The sequence below is a fragment of the Mycobacterium sp. SMC-13 genome, assembly GCF_045311035.1.
In the GTDB taxonomy this organism is placed as follows: Bacteria; Actinomycetota; Actinomycetes; order Mycobacteriales; family Mycobacteriaceae; genus Mycobacterium.
In genome coordinates this window covers 204,311-221,208 of sequence record NZ_JBJIAI010000008.1, presented here as the reverse complement: position 1 = coordinate 221,208, position 16,898 = coordinate 204,311, and the positions used below count along the sequence as shown (strand labels likewise).

The window sequence follows — 16,898 nt, the reverse complement described above, 5'->3', positions numbered from 1 at the left end:
TCAGAAGTAGCCTTCCCGCTTACGGTCTTCCATGCCGGCCTCAGAAATCCGGTCGTCTGCGCGGGTCGCGCCGCGCTCGGTCAGTCGGGACACCGCGGTCTCGGCGATGACTTCCTCGACGGTCGAAGCCTCCGACTCGACGCAACCGGTGCAGGTGACGTCACCGACGGTGCGGAACCGGACGGTCTTGGTGATGACGGGCTCGTCGTCGTTCGGCTTCAGGTATTCGTGCACCGCCAGCAGCATGCCGTCGCGCTCGAAGACCTGGCGCTCGTGCGCGTAGTAGATGCTCGGCAGCGCGATCTCCTCGGCGCCGATGTAGGCCCAGATGTCGTACTCGGTCCAGTTCGACAGCGGGAAGACGCGGATGTGCTCGCCCTTGCGGTGCCGGCCGTTGTACAGGTTCCACAGCTCGGGGCGCTGGTTCTTGGGGTCCCACTGGCCGAACTCGTCACGGAAGCTGAAGACACGCTCCTTGGCGCGGGCCTTCTCCTCGTCGCGCCGGGCGCCACCGAAGGCGGCGTCGAACTTGTTCTCGCGGATACCGCGCAGCAGCGACACGGTCTGCAGCGGGTTACGCGAGGGACCGTTGTCGACGACGCGTCCGGCGTCGATGTCGTCCTGCACGCTGGCCACGACCAGGCGCAGGTTGTACTTCTCGACCAGGGCGTCGCGGGTGGCGATGACCTCTTCGAAGTTGTGGCCCGTGTCGACGTGCATGACGGGGAACGGCAGGCGGCCCGGCGCGAACGCCTTGATGGCCAGGTGCAGCATCACGATCGAGTCCTTGCCACCGGAGAACAGCAGCACCGGCCGCTCGAACTCCGCGGCGACCTCGCGGATGATGTGGATGGCCTCGGCCTCCAGCGATCGCAGATGGCTCAATTCGTATTTGGCGGCCCGCTGGTCCACCTTGGACGCCTCGGCGGCGTCGGGAGTGACGGTCATCATTTCCCCGTAAAGTTGGTAGAACTGGTCAAGTTAAGAACCATGGTCGGAATTTACGTGCCCGGTGGCGCAGTGTCAACGGTTGTAACCACCGAGATCAGGTGAAACAACGTCGCCGGCGGCTGCCGGCTTCCCGATCGCCGTCTCTGCCCCGAACGAGCACGCCACCCCACGCTTCACGCCGGGTCGCCATCACTACCTGCCAGGTAATTGAACCGACTACCCGCCGCGCGCAGACTTCCATGACATGAGCCCGAGTACCGGCGCCGAGGTCATGGCGCAGTTCATCCCGCAGTCACCGCTCGTCGCCAAGCTGGGCATCGTCGCCGAAGCGCTCGACGCCCCGGAGGTCCGGTTGCGGATGCCGTGGGACCCGACCAACACCACGCTGGCCGACATGGTGCACGGCGGCGCCATCGCCGCGCTGGCCGATGTCACGGTCATGGCGGCGGCGTGGTCGACCGAACGCGAACCCGAATCGCTTCGCGGGGTGACGATCTCGATGTCGGTCCAGTACCTGGCGCCCGCCCGGTCGACCGACCTGATCGGTGTCGGGCGCGTGCTGCACCGCGGAAAGTCCTTGGTGCACTGCGAGGTCGAGATCGAGACACCGGGCGGCGACCCGGTGGCCAAGGCCGTCGGCACGTACAAGATCGGCTGAGCGAGGCCGCCCGATCGAGGCCGAGGAGACGCAATGCCTCGGATCGCAGTCACCTGCTGACTGCAATCCGAGGCATAGACGCGTGCTCCGATCAGTGGGGCGCCTCGAGGTCGTAGACCGTCGCGCCACCGACGTCGAGCTTGGCGAAGTGCCCCGTCACCCATGCGGTGATCTCGGCGGCACTCCCCCGCTCGCGCCGGGGGCCGCCGGGTCCCTTGTGATCGGCGGCGATGAAGTAGTGGATCTGGCCGTCCTCCACGTACCGCTGGAACTGCGCCAGGGTCGGCGCGTTGTCCCCGCCGGAGAATCCGCCGATCGCCATCAACGACTTGCCGGTGCTCAACTCCAGATCGCCGGCCTGGAAGGACCCGACCGTCGCTGCGGCCCAACGGTTGTCGGCACCACGGATCAAGTTCTCGAGTTCGGCGTTGGGGCCGTCGCGGTGGGGGCCGCCCGGGCCGCCACCCGGCCACGAATCACCGCCGGGCCGCGGCGGACCCGACATCGAGCCGGGGCCACTGCTGTGGGCTGCGGCCACGTTGTAGATCGTGAACGACGCCGACCCGGCCAGGGCCGCGGCGACCGCGATGCCGGCGACGACGGCCGTGACCCGTCCGGAGCGCGCCCCAACCGCCACGATGGCCACCGCCGCCAGGACCGCCACCACCGCGATGGTCCACCGCAGGGCGGGCATCCAGTCCGGGGTGCGGGACAGCAGCGCGAACGCCCATCCGGCCGAAACGACCAAGATGAGTGCGAGCAACAGCCGTGCCGACAACGTCTCCCGGCGCTGCCACAGCTGCGCGACCACCATGCCGGCCAACGCGGCGACCGCAGGGGCGAGCGCGACGTTGTAGTACGGGTGCACCGTGCCGTCCATGAAGCTGAACACCGCACCGGTCACCAGAAGCCAACCGCCCCAGAGCAATACACCCGCGCGTGCCAGGTCGGTCCGCGCGGCGCGGCGACTGGTCCACAACAGCAGCACGAGGCCGAGCAACGCCGCGGGCAGCAACCACGACACCTCGACGCCCATCGACGGGCCGAACAGCCGTGTGATGCCGGCGTGGCCGCCGAAGAACAGGTTGTCCCGCATGCCGCCGCCGGGGCCACCAGGGCCGCCGCTGGGACGGTCACCGCCGGTGATCCGCTCGATGCCGTTGTAGCCCAACGCCAACTGCAGCAGGCTGTTGTCGGTCGACCCGGCGATGTACGGACGGGCGTCGGCCGGCCACAGGCTGACCAGCGCGATGTACCACCCGGCCGAAACCACCACGGCCACACCGGACATCAGCAGCGCGCTGATCCGGCGTCCCACGCTGAACGGCGCGGCGACGAGGAATGCCAGGGCCAGACCCGGTACCGGCAGGAAGGCCTGCAGCATCTTGGTCAGGAAGGCGAAACCGACGATGACGCCGGTCAGCGTCATCCACCGCGCGGACACGGCGAAGTCGGTGGACTGGATTGCCCGCACCGTGCAGTAGGCCGCGCTGATCAGCAGCAGCACCAGCAGCGCGTCGGGGTTGTTGAACCGGAACATCAGGGCCGCAACGGGAGTCACCGCCAGCACCAGGCCGGCCAGCAGTCCGGCGGCCGCGCCGCTGGTGCGACGGACCGTCGCGTACAGCATCCCGACCGACGCCACACCCATGAGGGCCTGCGGCAGCAGCATGCTGAACGCGCTGAATCCGAACAGCCGGCCGGACAGGCCCATCAGCCACAGGGCGGCCGGCGGCTTGTCGACCGTGATCGCGTTGCCGGCGTCGAACGAGCCGAACAGCAGCGCCTCCCAGTTCTGGGTGCCGGCCTGGGCCGCGGCGGCGTAGTACGAGTTGGCCCAGCCCGACGAGCCGAGCGCCCACAGGTACAGCACGGCCGTCCCGGCCAGCAGTGTCAGCAGTGCGGTCCGTTCCCAGACCGGGCGGCCCCACACGGCCGGGCGGCGGCGAGCCTTCGGCAGGTGAGCCTTGGCAGGCGCGGTGGCGATCACGAGCGGGTCTCCTCTGAAGCAGTTGGTAGGCAGGTCAATTCGCGCACTGGGTGGACGCTCTAGCTCTGACGCCGCGGGTGGAACACCCAACCGCGCAGCAGCACGAACCGCACTGCGGTGGCAACCAGGTTGGCGGCCACCAGCACGCTCAGCTCGAGGAGATGGTGGGCGTGCGGTGCGAACACGTGCAGCCCGGCCAGCGCCCCGCTGGTGATGGTCAGGGCGATACCGAAGACGATCAATCCCTCGAACTGGTGCCGGGTCGCACTCGCCGCTCCCCCACCGCGCACGCCGAACGTGAACCGCCGGTTGGCGGCGGTGTTGACGATCGCGGTGAGCAGCAGGGCGATCAGGTTGGCGGTCTGCGCGCCGAGCGCGGTGTGCATCATCATGAACAGCAGCAGGTAGGCCAGCGTCGAGGCGACGCCGATGGTCCCGAACCGGACGACCTGACGCAGCAGCGAGCCGGGCGCGGCCGCCTTGGTCGACGAACCCAGCTGGGCGGCAATCGTGTTGACCGGGATGCTGCCGTTGGCGAAGCCGCGCAGCAGGCGGCCGACGCCTTTGAGGTCGGCGGCCGCGGTCGCGATGATGTCCACGCGGCTGTCGGGGTCGTCGACCCAGTCGACGGGGACCTCGTGGATCCGCAGTCCCGTGCGCTCGGCCAGCACGAGCAGCTCGGTGTCGAAGAACCAGCCGGTGTCCTCGACGAGCGGCAGCAGCGCCTGGGCCACGTCGGCCCTGATGGCCTTGAAGCCGCACTGGGCGTCCGAGAACTTGGCCGACAGTGCCCCACGCAGGATCAGGTTGTAGCAGCGCGAGATGAACTCCCGCTTCGGCCCGCGCACGACGCGGGAGGAGCGGGCGAGCCGGGTGCCGATGGCCAGGTCCGAGTGGCCCGAGATCAACGGGGCCACCAGCGGGCCGAGGGCCGCCAGGTCGGTGGAGAGATCGACGTCCATGTAGACGAGCACCGGGGACTGCGAGTGCGACCACACCTCGTGCAGCGCGCGGCCGCGGCCCTTGAGCTCGAGCCGCACGACGCGGACGTTGTCGAACTCAAGGGCCAGCTCGGCGGCAACCTGCGGGGTGGCGTCGATGCTGGCGTTGTCGGCGATGGTGATCTGCACCGGGTACGGGACGTGCTCTTCCAGGTGGCGGTGCAGGCGGCGGATGCAGCCGGGCAGCGCGACCTGCTCGTTGTAGACGGGGACCACGATGTCCAGCACCGGGACGCCGGCAGCGCGTGCGGCGAGGGCGGCATTTGGGCGCGTAGTGAAGCGTTGCTCGGCGTCGCGCTCGACCAGGTTCGTCATGACATTGATTTTTGGACCGCAGGTTTAGGCCGCCATGGGGTGAAGCTATGGGCCAGCTATGTGTTTCGAGCCGCCGACCACCCGCACCGCGGGATCAGCGCGGCCGGGTCAGGTCGTAGACGACGGTGTTGTCCACGGTGGTGGCGGTGAAGTGTGCGCTGACCCAGGTGGCGATCTGGCGCGATTCCTGCTTGTCATCGTCCTGGCCGTGGTGTCCCCAGCCCATGTTGACGTCGCCTTCGATGAAGTAGTGGATCTGTCCGGCGGCGACGTACTGCTGGAACTGAGCGAGCGTGGGCGCGGGGTCGGTGCCGTTGAAGCCGCCGATCGCCATGACCGGGACGCGGGCCGCCAGCTGGTAGCCGGCGGCGTTGGTGGAGCCGATGACGGCGGCCGCCCAGCGGTAGTTCGCGGCGTCGGCGCTCAGCAGTGCGCTGACGGCAGCGCTGGGCTTGGGAGACTCGAAGAGCCCGCCGCCCGGCCGGAAGCCTTGCGGCGGAGCGCCCATCGCACGACCCGGCCCACCGGCGGGGCCCCGGGCCTTCATACGCCCGGGAGGAGGCGGCCCCCACCCCGAACCGTGTCCGCCGGGACCGGTCACGGACGGCATCGCCCCGGTATGCGAAACACCAGCGGTGGCAACCGAATACGCGGTGGGTGCCGCCAGGGACACCAGGACCGTCGCGGCCACCACCAGGCGCGCGGGTCCGAATCGCGGCGGCGCCAGCAACAGCAGCGCGGCGACGGCGCCCACGATCAGCACCGAGGTCCGCAACCAGCTGATGTCAGCGCGATCCAGCAGTACCGCCGCCACCGCCGCCGTGGCCACCACGGTGCCGGCCATGGTCAGCCGGGCCACCAACGCAGCGCGGTTGCGCCACAACAGAACCGATCCGATACCCACGCACGCGCCGATGGCCGGCGCCAGCGCGACCGTGTAGTACTGGTGCACGATGCCGTTCGCGAAACTGAACACCGCGGCGGTGAGCACCAGCCACCCGCCCCACAGGATCAGGGCGGCCCGCGTCGCATCGGTCCGCGGGGCGCGCCGGGTGATTACCAGTCCCGCGACCAGACAGATCAGTGCCGCGGGCAGCAGCCAACCGGCGTAGCTGCCCATGCTGGCGCCGATTAGCCGGTCCCAGCCGACATCGAAGTTCGGGTTGCCCAGGCCACCGGGCTCGTTCCCGTTCAGCCGGCCCACACCGTTGTAGCCCAGTGCCAGTTCGATTATCGAATCATGTTGCGATCCGCCGACATACGGGCGCGACGCGGCCGGCCACAGCTCGACCAGCGCCAGGTACCAACCGCCGGAGACGACCATCGCCGCGGTGCCGCCGAGCAGCCGCCACAGCCGGGTACGCACCGGAGACGGCCCGGCGACCAGGTACGCGGCCGCGAAGGCCGGCAGCACCAGGAACGCCTGCAGCATCTTGGCCAGGAACGCGAACCCCGCGGCCACCCCGGCGGCGACCAACCACCAACGGCCCGCGTCCTCTTCGCAGGCACGCTGCACGCAGTAGGCGCCGATCACCAGCAGCAGGACAAGCAGCGCGTCGGGGTTGTTGAACCGGAACATCAAGGTGGCCACCGGTGTCAGCGCGAACACCGCACCGGCCAGCAGGGCGGTGGCCGGCCCGGCGGCGCGGCGCACCGCGGCATACAGCACCGCCACCGCCGCCACACCCATCAGGGCCTGCGGCACCAGGATGCTCCAGGAGCTGAGCCCGAACAGCCGCACCGACAGGTCCATCACCCACAGCGCGCCGGGAGTCTTGTCGACGGTGATGGCATTGCCGGAGTCGCTGGCGCCGAACAACATTGCGGTCCAGTCGCTGGCACCGGCCTGCGCGGCCGCTGAATAGAAGCTGTTGGCCCACCCACTCACCGACAGGTTCCACAGGTACAACACAGCGGTACCCGCCAGCAGGAGCCCGAGCTGGAGTTGTTCGCCGAGCGGGCGGCGGCATAGTTCGCGAGTCACCAGTCTCATTGTGGGAGCGTTGATTAGGCGGACGTCGAGGCAATGCTGTGCGGCGGCTGTGAGCCTGCGGCCGCCGGGCCCGCGGGCAGGCGCACGGTGAAGACCGTCGCGCCGGGTCCGCTGTCGACGCTGATGGTGCCGCCGTGCGCTTTCACGACCGCGGCGACGATGGCCAGCCCCAGGCCGGTGCTGCCGGCCTGCCGGGATCGCGACGAGTCACCACGGGCGAACCGCTCGAACACCTCGGGCTGCAACGTCTTTGGGATACCCGGGCCGTCGTCGGCGACGCTGATCACCGTGGCGTTCGCATCGGCGGACAGCGCGATGGTCACCGACGTACCCGCCGGCGTGTGCGTGCGTGCATTCGCCAGCAGGTTCACCAGTACCTGGTGCAGCCGCGCCGGATCGCCCTCGATGGTGACGGGTTCCTCGGGCAGATCCAGCGACCAGTTGTGGTCGGGGCCGGCGACGTGGGCGTCGCTCACTGCGTCCACGACCAGCTGGGACAGGTCGACGTTCTCCATCTCCAGCGGCCGGCCCGCATCGAGACGGGCCAGCAGCAGCATGTCCTCGACGAGCCGGGTCATCCGGACCGTCTCGGATTCGACGCGGTTCATGGCGTGCGCGACATCGGCAGGCAGTTCGTCGCTCTTGCGTTGCGCCAGTTCGGTATAGCCGCGGATCGCGGCGAGCGGCGTGCGGAGTTCATGACTGGCGTCGGCCACGAACTGGCGCACGCGCGTCTCACTGGCATGACGGGCCGCGAGCGCGCCGGCGATGCGGTCCAGCATGCGGTTGAGCGCCGAACCCAACTGGCCGACCTCGGTGTGCGCGGCGACGGGATCGACGTGCACGATCTCCGTCGGCAACTGGACCTCACCGCGGTCCAGTTCCCGGTCGGCCACATCGCGTGCGGCCGCGGAAACCCGTGATAGCGGGGCGAGTTGGCGGCGGATGATCCACACCCCGACCACCGTCGCCCCGATCAGCGCCAGCGCACCCACCGCACAGAACATGCCGAGCACCCACAGCAGCGTGTTGTCGACGTGCCGAGTAGGGAGGCCGGTGACGATGGTCTGCGGACCGCCGTGCCGCGGATGCAGGCCGATGACCCGGTACGTCCCGACACCGTCGATGTCCATGGTGCGGATCTTCCGATCCGGTCGCACCTGCGCCAATTGTGCTGTGGCCGTGGTGGTCACCGAGTCACGACTGCCCTCGGAGGTGATGACACCGGCGTCGACCTGGCCACGGAACACCACCGCTCCGATGGTGCCGACGGCCTGTCCGGGCGCGTTGAGGAAGCCCGGACCGGGGCCGGCTTCGGGGTCGAAGCGCATCCGGAAATGCGGATCCATCGACGGCCGCGGCACCCCACCGGTCAACGGCGGCGCCATGGGCGGCGGTGGCAGCTCGAAGATGGCGGCCGAGCGCCGGCCCGCCTCCAGCACCTGGTCGTCCAGCTGGTGCAGCAGAAAGCGCTGCAGCGCAAACTCGGTCGCGGCGCCGACGCCGACGATGACCAGCGCCAGCAGCAGAACCTGGGTGACCAGCAGCCGCACCCGCAGCGACCAGGTGCGCGGCTGCCAGATGCGCGTGCCGGCCTCAGCGAGCGGGTCGGAGGACATATCCGGCGCCGCGCAGCGTGTGGATCATGGGCTCGCGGCCACTGTCGATCTTCTTGCGCAGGTACGACACGTAGAGCTCGACGATGTTGGAGCGGCCGCCGAAGTCGTAGCTCCACACGCGGTCGAGAATCTGGGCCTTGCTCAGCACCCGCTTGGAGTTGCGCATCATGTACCGCAGCAGTTCGAACTCGGTCGCGGTCAAGGTGATCTGTTCGCCGGCGCGCGTCACCTCGTGACTGTCCTCGTCGAGCACCAGGTCGCCGACGACGATCTGCGCGTCACCGGCCTCATTCGCCACACCGGTGCGCCGCAGCAGCGCACGCAGCCGCAGCACCACTTCCTCGATGCTGAACGGTTTGGTCACGTAGTCGTCGCCGCCCGCGGTCAGGCCGGCGATGCGGTCCTCGACCGAGTCCTTCGCCGTCAGCAGCAGCAGGGGCAGGCCCGGGATCTGTTCGCGCAGCTTGCGCAGCACATCGAGCCCGCTCATGTCGGGCAGCATGACGTCTAGCACCACCACGTCGGGCGGGTTGTCCTTGGCCAGCGCGATCGCCGTCGCGCCGTCGCCGGCCGTGGCGATGTCCCAGCCCTCATAGCGCAGTGCCATGGACACGAGCTCGGCGAGGACGGGCTCGTCGTCGACCACGAGGACGCTGATCGGCTTGCCGTCGGCCCGGTGCATGACGACACGCGGGGCTTCACTGTCACGGGCGGTGCTGCTGGGACCTGTCACAGCTTCCATTATTCGCACCGGTGTGGGGCGCGACTGTGGCGAATCTATGCGCGAGCTGTGAATCGGGCCGAGTGGCTAACCCTGGGGGTTGGTGTCCGGCGACTGCCCGGCCCACAGCGGAGCCTTGCCCGTGATCGACGGCGCCGCAAAGGTGACCGGTGCGGTCGTGCTGGTCGACGTGATCAACGTGCTGTTGGCCGACGTCGTCTCGGAGGGGCCCGCCAGCACCCCGGCACATACCGCCGCGGCGCCTAGTGCCGCGCTTCCGCCGATGATGCCGATTGCCCATTTCAAGGTGATGCCAGAAGTCTCTGGTCGACTCATGGTCTGCCTCCCGTGTACTTGGGACCACTGCGCTGCGCCGCACCGTCGGGGCGCGGCCTTTCATGCCTTCGAGTCAACGCCGCCAATCTGGCAACACACTGAATCGCTTCTGGCAGTTCGCCTGCATAGCCGCAGCGCGGGAGTTGGGCCGCGGCGGAGGCCTCTCCGCCACGACCCAGACCTCATCAGCCCGGATCCTGTCCCGGGTACAGCGGAGCGGGTCCGGTGATGGCCGGCGCGGCGCTGATGATCGGCCCGACCGTCGTGGCGCTGACGACCGAACTGACCGACGTGCCGTTGGCCGATGTCGATTGCAGAGTTTGCGCCTGCGCCCCGACAAACGCCACGGCCATCGCACAGACAGCCATGCTCCCGGCGATGACGCCGGCGGCCCAGTTCTTGTTGATTTCAGAATGCTTGGTTTGACTCATCGCGGGTCTCCCACCTAGACGCGATCCGCCACGTATTCGCCACACCGTTGGGGCCCGCAGCCGGTCAAATATTTTCAAGTCGTCTCGGCCGTCAGGTATTCCACAGAATCCGAACTCGCCGGGTCACCAGCCCGCGAACAGGGCGGCCGCGGCCATCAGGTGCCAATCCCGCGCTAGTGCGCCGGGATCTCTTAACCTGTCCAGATGCGGTTTCCAGCGAGCAACCCATGACGCGGTTCCTGATCCGCCGATTGGTCAACTACGCGATCCTGTTGACGCTGGCGACGTTCCTGACCTTCGCGCTGACGTCAGTGACCTTCCACCCGCTGGACAGCCTGCTGCAGCGCAACCCGCGGCCACCGCAATCCGTCATCGACGCCAAGGCCCACGACCTGGGCCTCGACAAGCCACTGCTGCCGCGCTACGCCAACTGGGTGTCCGGCGCGGTACATGGGGACTTCGGGAAAACCGTTACCGGGCAACCGGTTTCAGAAGAACTGGGACGACGGGTGTGGACCAGCCTGCGGCTGGTGGCCATCGGGTCGATCCTGGGCTCCATCATCGGCGTGATCATCGGGGCGTGGGGCGCCATCCGGCAGTACCGATTCTCCGACCGCACCATCACCGTGCTGGCGCTGCTGATTCTCAGCGCCCCGACGTTCGTCATCGCGAACATGCTGATCCTCGGCGCGCTCGGCGTCAACGAGGTGCTGGGCTTCCAACTGTTCCAGTACACCGGCGAGACCTCGCCCTACGCGGCCGGCGGTTGGCACGGATTCGTCGACCGGCTGCAGCACCTGGTGCTGCCCACCACCACCCTGGCCCTCGGCGCCATCGCCGGATACAGCCGCTACCAGCGCAACGCGATGCTCGACGTACTCGGCCAGGACTTCATCCGGACCGCCCGCGCCAAGGGCCTGACCCGGCGCCAGGCGCTCTTCAAGCACGGCCTGCGCACCGCGCTGATCCCGATGGCCACGCTGTTCGCCTACGGCGTCGCGGGCCTGGTCACCGGTGCGGTGTTCGTCGAGAAGATCTTCGGCTGGCACGGCATGGGTGAATGGATGGTGCAGGGCATCAACGGCCAGGACGCCAACATCGTCGCGGCGTTCACCCTGTTCTCCGGGACGACGATCCTGATCGGCGGCCTGCTGTCCGACGTCGTCTACGCCGCCCTCGACCCCCGGGTGCGGGTCTCATGAGTGTCCAGTTCGGGCTGCCGCGCGCCCGGTTCGCATCGCGCCGCACCTTGGTGGCGCGGCGCTTCGTCCGCAACCGCCCCGCGGTGGTGTCGCTCGTGCTGCTGGTGGCGCTGTTCGTCGGCTGCTATGCCCTGCCGCCGCTGCTCCCCTACTCGTACACCGACATGGACTTCGACGCGCTGCTGCAGCCTCCCGACGGCCGGCATCTGTTCGGCACCAATGCCCTCGGCCAGGACGTGTTCGCGCAGACGTTGCGCGGCATGCAGAAGTCGATGCTGATCGGCGTCTGTGTGGCCGTGATCTCGACGGTGATCGCCGCGACGGTCGGCTCGGTGGCGGGCTACTTCGGTGGCTGGCGCGATCGGGTGTTGATGTGGATCGTCGACCTGCTGCTGGTGATCCCCGGTTTCATCCTGATCGCGATCGTCACGCCCCGCATCCGGCACCAGAGCACGGTGCTGTGGCTGGTGGTCCTGCTGGCGGCGTTCTCGTGGATGATCAGCTCGCGCATGGTGCGCGGTCTGACCATGAGCCTGCGCGAACGCGAGTTCGTCACGGCCGCACGGTATATGGGTGTCAGCCACGCCCGGATCATCGCCCGGCACATCGTGCCCAACGTGGCGTCCATCCTGATCATCGACACCACCCTCAACGTCGGCATCGCGATCCTGGCCGAAACCGGTTTGAGTTACCTGGGTTTCGGGGTGCAGCCGCCCGACGTGTCCCTGGGCACGTTGATCGCCGACGGCACCCCGTCGGTCACCACGTTCCCCTGGGTGTTCCTGTTCCCGGCCGGCGTCCTGGTCCTGATCGTGCTGTGCGCCAACCTGATCGGCGACGGCCTGCGTGACGCGCTCGATCCCTCGGCACGGCCGCGTCGGCGGCGGCCGGCGGAGGTGAAGCGATGACCACGCCGCTGCTCGAGGTCCGCGACCTCACCGTCACCTTCCAGACGTCTGACGAGGACGTCTCGGCCGTGCGCGGCATGAACTTTCACATCGCGCCCGGCGAGGTGCTGGCCCTGGTCGGTGAGTCCGGCGCCGGTAAGTCCGCGACCGCCATGGCGGTGGTGGGGCTGCTGCCCGAGCACGCCCAGGTGACCGGTTCGGTGAAACTGCAGGGCAAGCAGCTCGTCGGGCTCGATGACGACGCGATGTCCCAGGTGCGCGGCCGGGTGATCGGCACGGTGTTCCAGGACCCGATGTCGGCGCTCACGCCGGTGTACACCGTCGGCGACCAGATCGCCGAAGCCCTTCGCGTGCACGACCGTTCGATGGGCCGGCGGGCCGCGCGCGCCCGGGCGGTCGAACTGCTGGAGTTGGTCGGCATCAAGCAGCCCACGGCCCGCGCACGCGCGTTCCCGCACGAGCTGTCCGGCGGTGAGCGCCAGCGCGTCGTCATCGCCACCGCGATCGCCAACGACCCCGATCTCATCATCTGCGACGAACCCACCACGGCGCTCGATGTCACCGTGCAGGCGCAGATCCTCGACGTGCTGCGCACCGCACGTGACGTCACCGGCGCCGGGGTGCTGATGATCACGCACGATCTCGGTGTCGTCGCCGAATTCGCCGACCGCGCAATGGTGATGTACGCCGGCCGGGCGGTCGAGACCGCGCCGGTGGCGAACCTGTACCGCGACCGGGTGATGCCGTACACCGTCGGCCTGCTGGGCTCGGTGCCACGGCTCGACGCGCCGCAGGGCTCGCGGTTGGTGCCGATTCCCGGCGCGCCGCCGTCGATGGCGGCACTCCCGCCGGGTTGCCCCTTCGCGCCCCGCTGCCCGCTGGCCGACGACGACTGCCGGGCGGCCGAACCCGCGCTGCTGGAGGTCGCGCCCGGACAGGCCGCCGCGTGCATCCACACCGACCAGGTGACCGGCCGCAGCGCAGCCGAAATCTACGGGGTGGCAACCGAACCCGAGATCGTCGCGGATGACGGCGCCGAGCGGCCGGTGGTGCTCGCGGTCAACGACCTCGTCAAGACGTTCAAGCTCAGTGGCGGGTTGCTGCGGCGCAACGTCGGCGAGCTGCGTGCCGTCGACGGCGTCAGCCTGCAGCTGCGGCAGGGCCGGACCCTGGGCATCGTCGGTGAATCGGGCTCCGGCAAGACCACCACGCTGCACCAGATCCTGAATCTGACCGCGCCGCAATCGGGTTCGATCACGGTGCTCGGCCAGGACGTGGCCGGCCTGACCCGCGACACGCGCCGCGAACTGCGCGGCGACCTGCAGGTGGTGTTCCAGGACCCCGTGGCGGCGCTGGACCCGCGGCTTCCGGTGTTCGACGTCCTGTCCGAACCCTTGCGGGTCGGCGGTTTCGACAAGAACCGGATCGACGACCGCGTCACCGAACTGCTCGGCATCGTCGGGCTGCGGCACGAGGACGCCGCCCGCTACCCTGCCGAGTTCTCCGGTGGCCAGAAGCAGCGCATCGGCATCGCCCGGGCCCTGGCGCGTCAGCCCAAGATCCTGGCGCTCGACGAACCGGTGTCGGCGCTGGACGTCTCGATCCAGGCCGGCATCATCAACCTGCTGCTGGACCTGCAAGAGCGTTTCGACCTGTCGTATCTGTTTGTCTCGCATGACCTTTCGGTGGTCCGCCACTTGGCCCACACCGTGGCCGTGATGTACAAGGGCGCCGTCGTCGAACAGGGCGATGCCGCACAGGTTTTCAGCGCTCCGCAGGACCCGTACACCCAGCGGCTGCTCGATGCCGTACCGCAGCCGGGAGGGGAATGATGACGTCCCGTCGCAGTCAACTGGTGGTGGCCCTCATCGCCCTGATCGCCCTGATGGCCGGCTGCTCGAGCGAGTACCGCGGGTCCAGCGCCGGCGCACCGAAACTCGGTGCGGCCAACGACCTCAACCCACACGACCCCGCGACCCTGAGGGAAGGCGGCAATCTGCGGCTGGCGCTCACCGCGTTCCCGGACAACTTCAACACGCTGAACATCGACGGCAACACCGTCGACACCGCCGCGATCCTGCGGCCCACGCTGCCCCGGGCATTCATCGTCGGACCCGACGGTTCGACCACCGTCAACCACGACTACTTCACGGACATCCAGCTCACCGGCACCAATCCGCAGGTCGTCACCTACACCATCAACCCCAAGGCCGTCTGGAGCGACGGCGCCCCGATCACCTGGGAGGACATCGCCGCCCAGGTCACCGCGACGACCGGCAAAGACCCCCGGTTCCAGATCGCGAGCCCCAACGGCAGCGAGCGGGTGGCCTCGGTGACCCGCGGCGTCGACGACCGACAGGCCGTCATGACCTTCGCCCGCCCGTATGCCGACTGGCGCGGCATGTTCGCGGGCAACGGCATGCTGCTGCCCAAGGTCTCGACGACCGATCCCGAGGTGTTCAACAAGGGGCAGCTGAACAGGCCCGGGCCGTCGGCCGGCCCGTTCGTCGTCTCGAACGTCGACCGCGGCGCGCAGCGAATCACGCTGACGCGCAACCCGAAATGGTGGGGCGCCCGGCCGCTGCTGGACAGCATCACGTTCCTCGTGCTCGACGACGCCGCGCGTATCCCGGCGCTGCAGAACAACGCCATCGATGCCACCGGGCTGGGCTCGATCGACGACATGGTGCGTGCCCGACGCACGAAAGGTGTCGACATCCGCACCGCGCCGGGGCCCACCTGGTCGCACCTGACCTTCAACGGCGCGCCCGGCTCGCCGCTCGCCGACCCCGCACTGCGCCACGCCGTCGCCATGGGCATCGACCGGAAGACCATCGTGACGGTCCTGCAGCACGGTCTGGTGGACAACCCGGTGCCGCTCAACAACCACATTTACGTCGCGGGGCAGGCGGGCTACCAGAACAACAGCGGCGGGACGCCTTTCGACCCGGAGGCGGCACGGCGGGAACTCGACGCGCTGGGCTGGAAGCTGCCCGCGGGCCGCTCGGTGCGGGAGAAGGACGGCAAGCCGTTGAAGGTGCGGATCGTCTTCTACGACGCCCCGAGCGGCCGGCAGATCGGGCAGCTGACGCAGAAAACCCTCGCCGATATCGGCGTCAAGCTGGAACTCGTGGTGTCCTCCGGCGCAGACTTCTTCAGCCAGTACATCATTCCGAGTAACTTCGATATCGCCGCCTTCGCCTGGCAGGGCGACGCCTTCCCCTTGAGCGGTCTGACCCAGATCTATGCCTCGGGCGGCGAGAGCAACTTCGGCAAGATCGGCACGCCCGAGATCGACGCCAAGATCGAGCAGACGCTCGACGAACTCGATCCCGTCAAGGCACAGGCCCTGGCCAACCAGCTGGACCGCATGCTGTGGGCCGAAACGTTCAGCCTGCCGCTCGCGCAATCCCCCGGAAATGCGGCGGTCCGAAGCACTTTGGCCAACTACGGCCCAGCTGGGCTGGGTGACCTGAACTACATGACGATCGGCTTCACCAAGTCCTGAGCTGCCTGATGGCCCGTGGCAGCCCGGCCGGCACCAGCGACTCGGCGGCCGCGGCCGTCGCGATGCCCTTGACCATCAGGCGCACCGTGAAGTCCGGCGGCATATTGTCCAATTCCGTTGCCCGGTCCGGCAATTCCGCATATTCGCCGGCACACACGGCAGTGGCGATGGTCAGTGCCGCACCCTCACGCATGTCGAGCACGCTATGTCCGGCGCTGGGCAGTTCCAGCAGCACAGCGTCCGGAATCAGGTCGGCGACCCGCTGGGCGATGGCCGGCGGCGTGATCAAGTCCCGGCCGCCGGAGATCACCACGGTGGGCCAGTCGAATCCCGGCATCGCGGCCACCAGGTCGAAAGGTTCGGCAACGAAATCGGGGTCGCCGGTGGCCGATTCGCGGTATGCCAGCGCCGGGTCGAGCGGCAGACCGTCGGGCTCGGGGGCATAGTTGAGCTCCTGGTAGCCGATGTGCTCGACCAGGTCGGGCTCATGCCGGTACGGCGTCTTGCTCTCGAACAGCAGCTTGGTGCTGTGCCCGATGGCGCCCCAGAGGAGCCCGCGTCCGGTGAGCAGCAACTCGAGCTGTTGCTCCAGCACTTCCGGGCCGACCAGGCCGTACAGACCCGTCGCCAGTTGCACGACCCAGGGCGTCAGCTGCCCGTCGGCGGCCAGGTCCCGCACCCTCTTGGCGAGCCCCTCCGTCGCCGGTTCGGTGCCGTCCCACAGCACGGCCCGGGTGGCCTCGCGCACCGCGTCGATGTCGTCGGCGCACAGCAGCGGTGAGTCCAGCACCATGGCATGCACGCGGGCGGGATGGCGCACGCCGACGCCGGCGGCCAGGTAGCTGCCGTAGGACGTGCCGTAGATCACCGCGGACTCGACGCCGGCGTCGTCCAGGACCGCCGCGATGTCGTCGACCGCGGCCTCGATGGTCAGCGCCTCAGTGGGCAGGTCGGCGCCGTCGTCGTCGTGTCGGGACATGCCGACGCCCCGGTGCTCGACCATGATGACGTCCAGACCGGCGGCCGTCGCCCGGCGGCGCAAATTGCGGTAGTGCCCGATGGACGCCGCACCCGGCCCGCCCGGAATGACCACCAGCGGATGCTCGCTGAGCGGCCCGGTCCGCACGTAGAACAGATCGAATTCCTCTGCGCCACTTGACCGGACGGGTCGCCGCACCGACCGTACCCCCGGCAGCGCCGCGAGCTTGTCGTGCGCCTTGCGGCGCTTGGCGTTCATGGTCATCGACACTCATTCTGCCGCGTTT

The 16,898-nt window shown here is 68.9% G+C and carries 14 protein-coding genes; 5 read left to right on the top strand and 9 right to left on the bottom strand.

What is annotated here, in order from left to right:
- Complete coding sequence (cysD, locus tag ACJH6I_RS14510) at positions 1 to 951, bottom strand: sulfate adenylyltransferase subunit CysD (protein ID WP_212812552.1); 951 nt, start codon at positions 949 to 951, stop codon at positions 1 to 3.
- A gap of 244 nt (positions 952 to 1,195) precedes the next feature.
- On the opposite strand from cysD, the gene ACJH6I_RS14505 reads away from it, so the two are divergent.
- Positions 1,196 to 1,609 (top strand): PaaI family thioesterase, encoded by a 414-nt coding sequence (locus ACJH6I_RS14505; RefSeq protein ID WP_110772304.1) that lies wholly within the window; start codon positions 1,196 to 1,198, stop codon positions 1,607 to 1,609.
- A gap of 91 nt (positions 1,610 to 1,700) precedes the next feature.
- On the opposite strand, the gene ACJH6I_RS14500 is transcribed toward ACJH6I_RS14505, so the two are convergent.
- The 7 genes from ACJH6I_RS14500 to ACJH6I_RS14470 form a co-directional block, all read right to left on the bottom strand.
- Entirely contained in the window at positions 1,701 to 3,599 is a 1,899-nt protein-coding gene (locus ACJH6I_RS14500; protein ID WP_406784234.1) for an ArnT family glycosyltransferase, read from the bottom strand.
- A 59-nt stretch (positions 3,600 to 3,658) separates the two neighbouring features.
- Positions 3,659 to 4,915 (bottom strand): bifunctional glycosyltransferase family 2/GtrA family protein, encoded by a 1,257-nt coding sequence (locus ACJH6I_RS14495; RefSeq protein ID WP_318986555.1) that lies wholly within the window; start codon positions 4,913 to 4,915, stop codon positions 3,659 to 3,661.
- Positions 4,916 to 5,009: 94 nt separating this feature from the next.
- Entirely contained in the window at positions 5,010 to 6,908 is a 1,899-nt protein-coding gene (locus tag ACJH6I_RS14490) for an ArnT family glycosyltransferase (protein ID WP_406784233.1), read from the bottom strand.
- 14 nt (positions 6,909 to 6,922) lie between these two features.
- A complete protein-coding gene (locus ACJH6I_RS14485; RefSeq protein WP_318986557.1) occupies positions 6,923 to 8,527 on the bottom strand; it encodes a HAMP domain-containing sensor histidine kinase in 1,605 nt (534 codons plus the stop codon).
- Positions 8,505 to 9,209, bottom strand: coding sequence for a response regulator transcription factor (locus tag ACJH6I_RS14480; protein ID WP_212814924.1), 705 nt, complete (start codon positions 9,207 to 9,209; stop codon positions 8,505 to 8,507). The genes ACJH6I_RS14485 and ACJH6I_RS14480 overlap by 23 nt, the downstream gene beginning before the upstream one ends.
- 126 nt (positions 9,210 to 9,335) lie before the next feature.
- Positions 9,336 to 9,584 carry a hypothetical protein gene (locus ACJH6I_RS14475; RefSeq protein WP_212812556.1) on the bottom strand — a complete coding sequence of 83 codons (249 nt, stop codon included), beginning with the start codon at positions 9,582 to 9,584 and terminating at the stop codon, positions 9,336 to 9,338.
- Positions 9,585 to 9,769: 185 nt separating this feature from the next.
- Positions 9,770 to 10,015 carry a hypothetical protein gene (locus ACJH6I_RS14470; protein ID WP_318986558.1) on the bottom strand — a complete coding sequence of 82 codons (246 nt, stop codon included), beginning with the start codon at positions 10,013 to 10,015 and terminating at the stop codon, positions 9,770 to 9,772.
- A gap of 227 nt (positions 10,016 to 10,242) precedes the next feature.
- Between ACJH6I_RS14470 and ACJH6I_RS14465 the strand changes: the two genes are divergently transcribed.
- From ACJH6I_RS14465 to ACJH6I_RS14450, 4 genes are read left to right on the top strand one after another with little or no spacing between them, the layout of a single operon-like run.
- Positions 10,243 to 11,217, top strand: a complete 975-nt coding sequence (locus ACJH6I_RS14465) for an ABC transporter permease (protein ID WP_318986559.1) — start codon at positions 10,243 to 10,245, stop codon at positions 11,215 to 11,217.
- A complete protein-coding gene (locus tag ACJH6I_RS14460; protein WP_318986560.1) occupies positions 11,214 to 12,125 on the top strand; it encodes an ABC transporter permease in 912 nt (303 codons plus the stop codon). Before ACJH6I_RS14465 ends, ACJH6I_RS14460 begins: the two co-directional genes overlap by 4 nt.
- Positions 12,122 to 13,957 (top strand): ABC transporter ATP-binding protein, encoded by a 1,836-nt coding sequence (locus tag ACJH6I_RS14455; RefSeq protein WP_318986561.1) that lies wholly within the window; start codon positions 12,122 to 12,124, stop codon positions 13,955 to 13,957. The genes ACJH6I_RS14460 and ACJH6I_RS14455 overlap by 4 nt, the downstream gene beginning before the upstream one ends.
- Positions 13,957 to 15,633 (top strand): ABC transporter family substrate-binding protein, encoded by a 1,677-nt coding sequence (locus ACJH6I_RS14450; RefSeq protein WP_318986562.1) that lies wholly within the window; start codon positions 13,957 to 13,959, stop codon positions 15,631 to 15,633. Before ACJH6I_RS14455 ends, ACJH6I_RS14450 begins: the two co-directional genes overlap by 1 nt.
- Here ACJH6I_RS14450 and ACJH6I_RS14445 read toward each other — a convergent pair.
- A complete protein-coding gene (locus tag ACJH6I_RS14445; protein WP_318986563.1) occupies positions 15,620 to 16,876 on the bottom strand; it encodes an alpha/beta fold hydrolase in 1,257 nt (418 codons plus the stop codon). The two genes, ACJH6I_RS14450 and ACJH6I_RS14445, sit on opposite strands and share 14 nt — an antisense overlap.
- Between the last annotated feature and the right edge of the window lie 22 nt (positions 16,877 to 16,898).

Bases quoted from the DNA above. Each gene is read 5' to 3' on its own strand.
- cysD (WP_212812552.1), bottom strand. From the start codon at position 951: ATGATGACCGTCACTCCCGACGCCGCCGAGGCGTCCAAGGTGGACCAG.
- ACJH6I_RS14505 (WP_110772304.1), top strand. From the start codon at position 1,196: ATGAGCCCGAGTACCGGCGCCGAGGTCATGGCGCAGTTCATCCCGCAG.
- ACJH6I_RS14495 (WP_318986555.1), bottom strand. From the start codon at position 4,915: ATGACGAACCTGGTCGAGCGCGACGCCGAGCAACGCTTCACTACGCGC.
- ACJH6I_RS14490 (WP_406784233.1), bottom strand. From the start codon at position 6,908: ATGAGACTGGTGACTCGCGAACTATGCCGCCGCCCGCTCGGCGAACAA.
- ACJH6I_RS14485 (WP_318986557.1), bottom strand. From the start codon at position 8,527: ATGTCCTCCGACCCGCTCGCTGAGGCCGGCACGCGCATCTGGCAGCCG.
- ACJH6I_RS14480 (WP_212814924.1), bottom strand. From the start codon at position 9,209: ATGCACCGGGCCGACGGCAAGCCGATCAGCGTCCTCGTGGTCGACGAC.
- ACJH6I_RS14475 (WP_212812556.1), bottom strand. From the start codon at position 9,584: ATGAGTCGACCAGAGACTTCTGGCATCACCTTGAAATGGGCAATCGGC.
- ACJH6I_RS14470 (WP_318986558.1), bottom strand. From the start codon at position 10,015: ATGAGTCAAACCAAGCATTCTGAAATCAACAAGAACTGGGCCGCCGGC.
- ACJH6I_RS14465 (WP_318986559.1), top strand. From the start codon at position 10,243: ATGACGCGGTTCCTGATCCGCCGATTGGTCAACTACGCGATCCTGTTG.
- ACJH6I_RS14460 (WP_318986560.1), top strand. From the start codon at position 11,214: ATGAGTGTCCAGTTCGGGCTGCCGCGCGCCCGGTTCGCATCGCGCCGC.
- ACJH6I_RS14455 (WP_318986561.1), top strand. From the start codon at position 12,122: ATGACCACGCCGCTGCTCGAGGTCCGCGACCTCACCGTCACCTTCCAG.
- ACJH6I_RS14450 (WP_318986562.1), top strand. From the start codon at position 13,957: ATGACGTCCCGTCGCAGTCAACTGGTGGTGGCCCTCATCGCCCTGATC.
- ACJH6I_RS14445 (WP_318986563.1), bottom strand. From the start codon at position 16,876: ATGACCATGAACGCCAAGCGCCGCAAGGCGCACGACAAGCTCGCGGCG.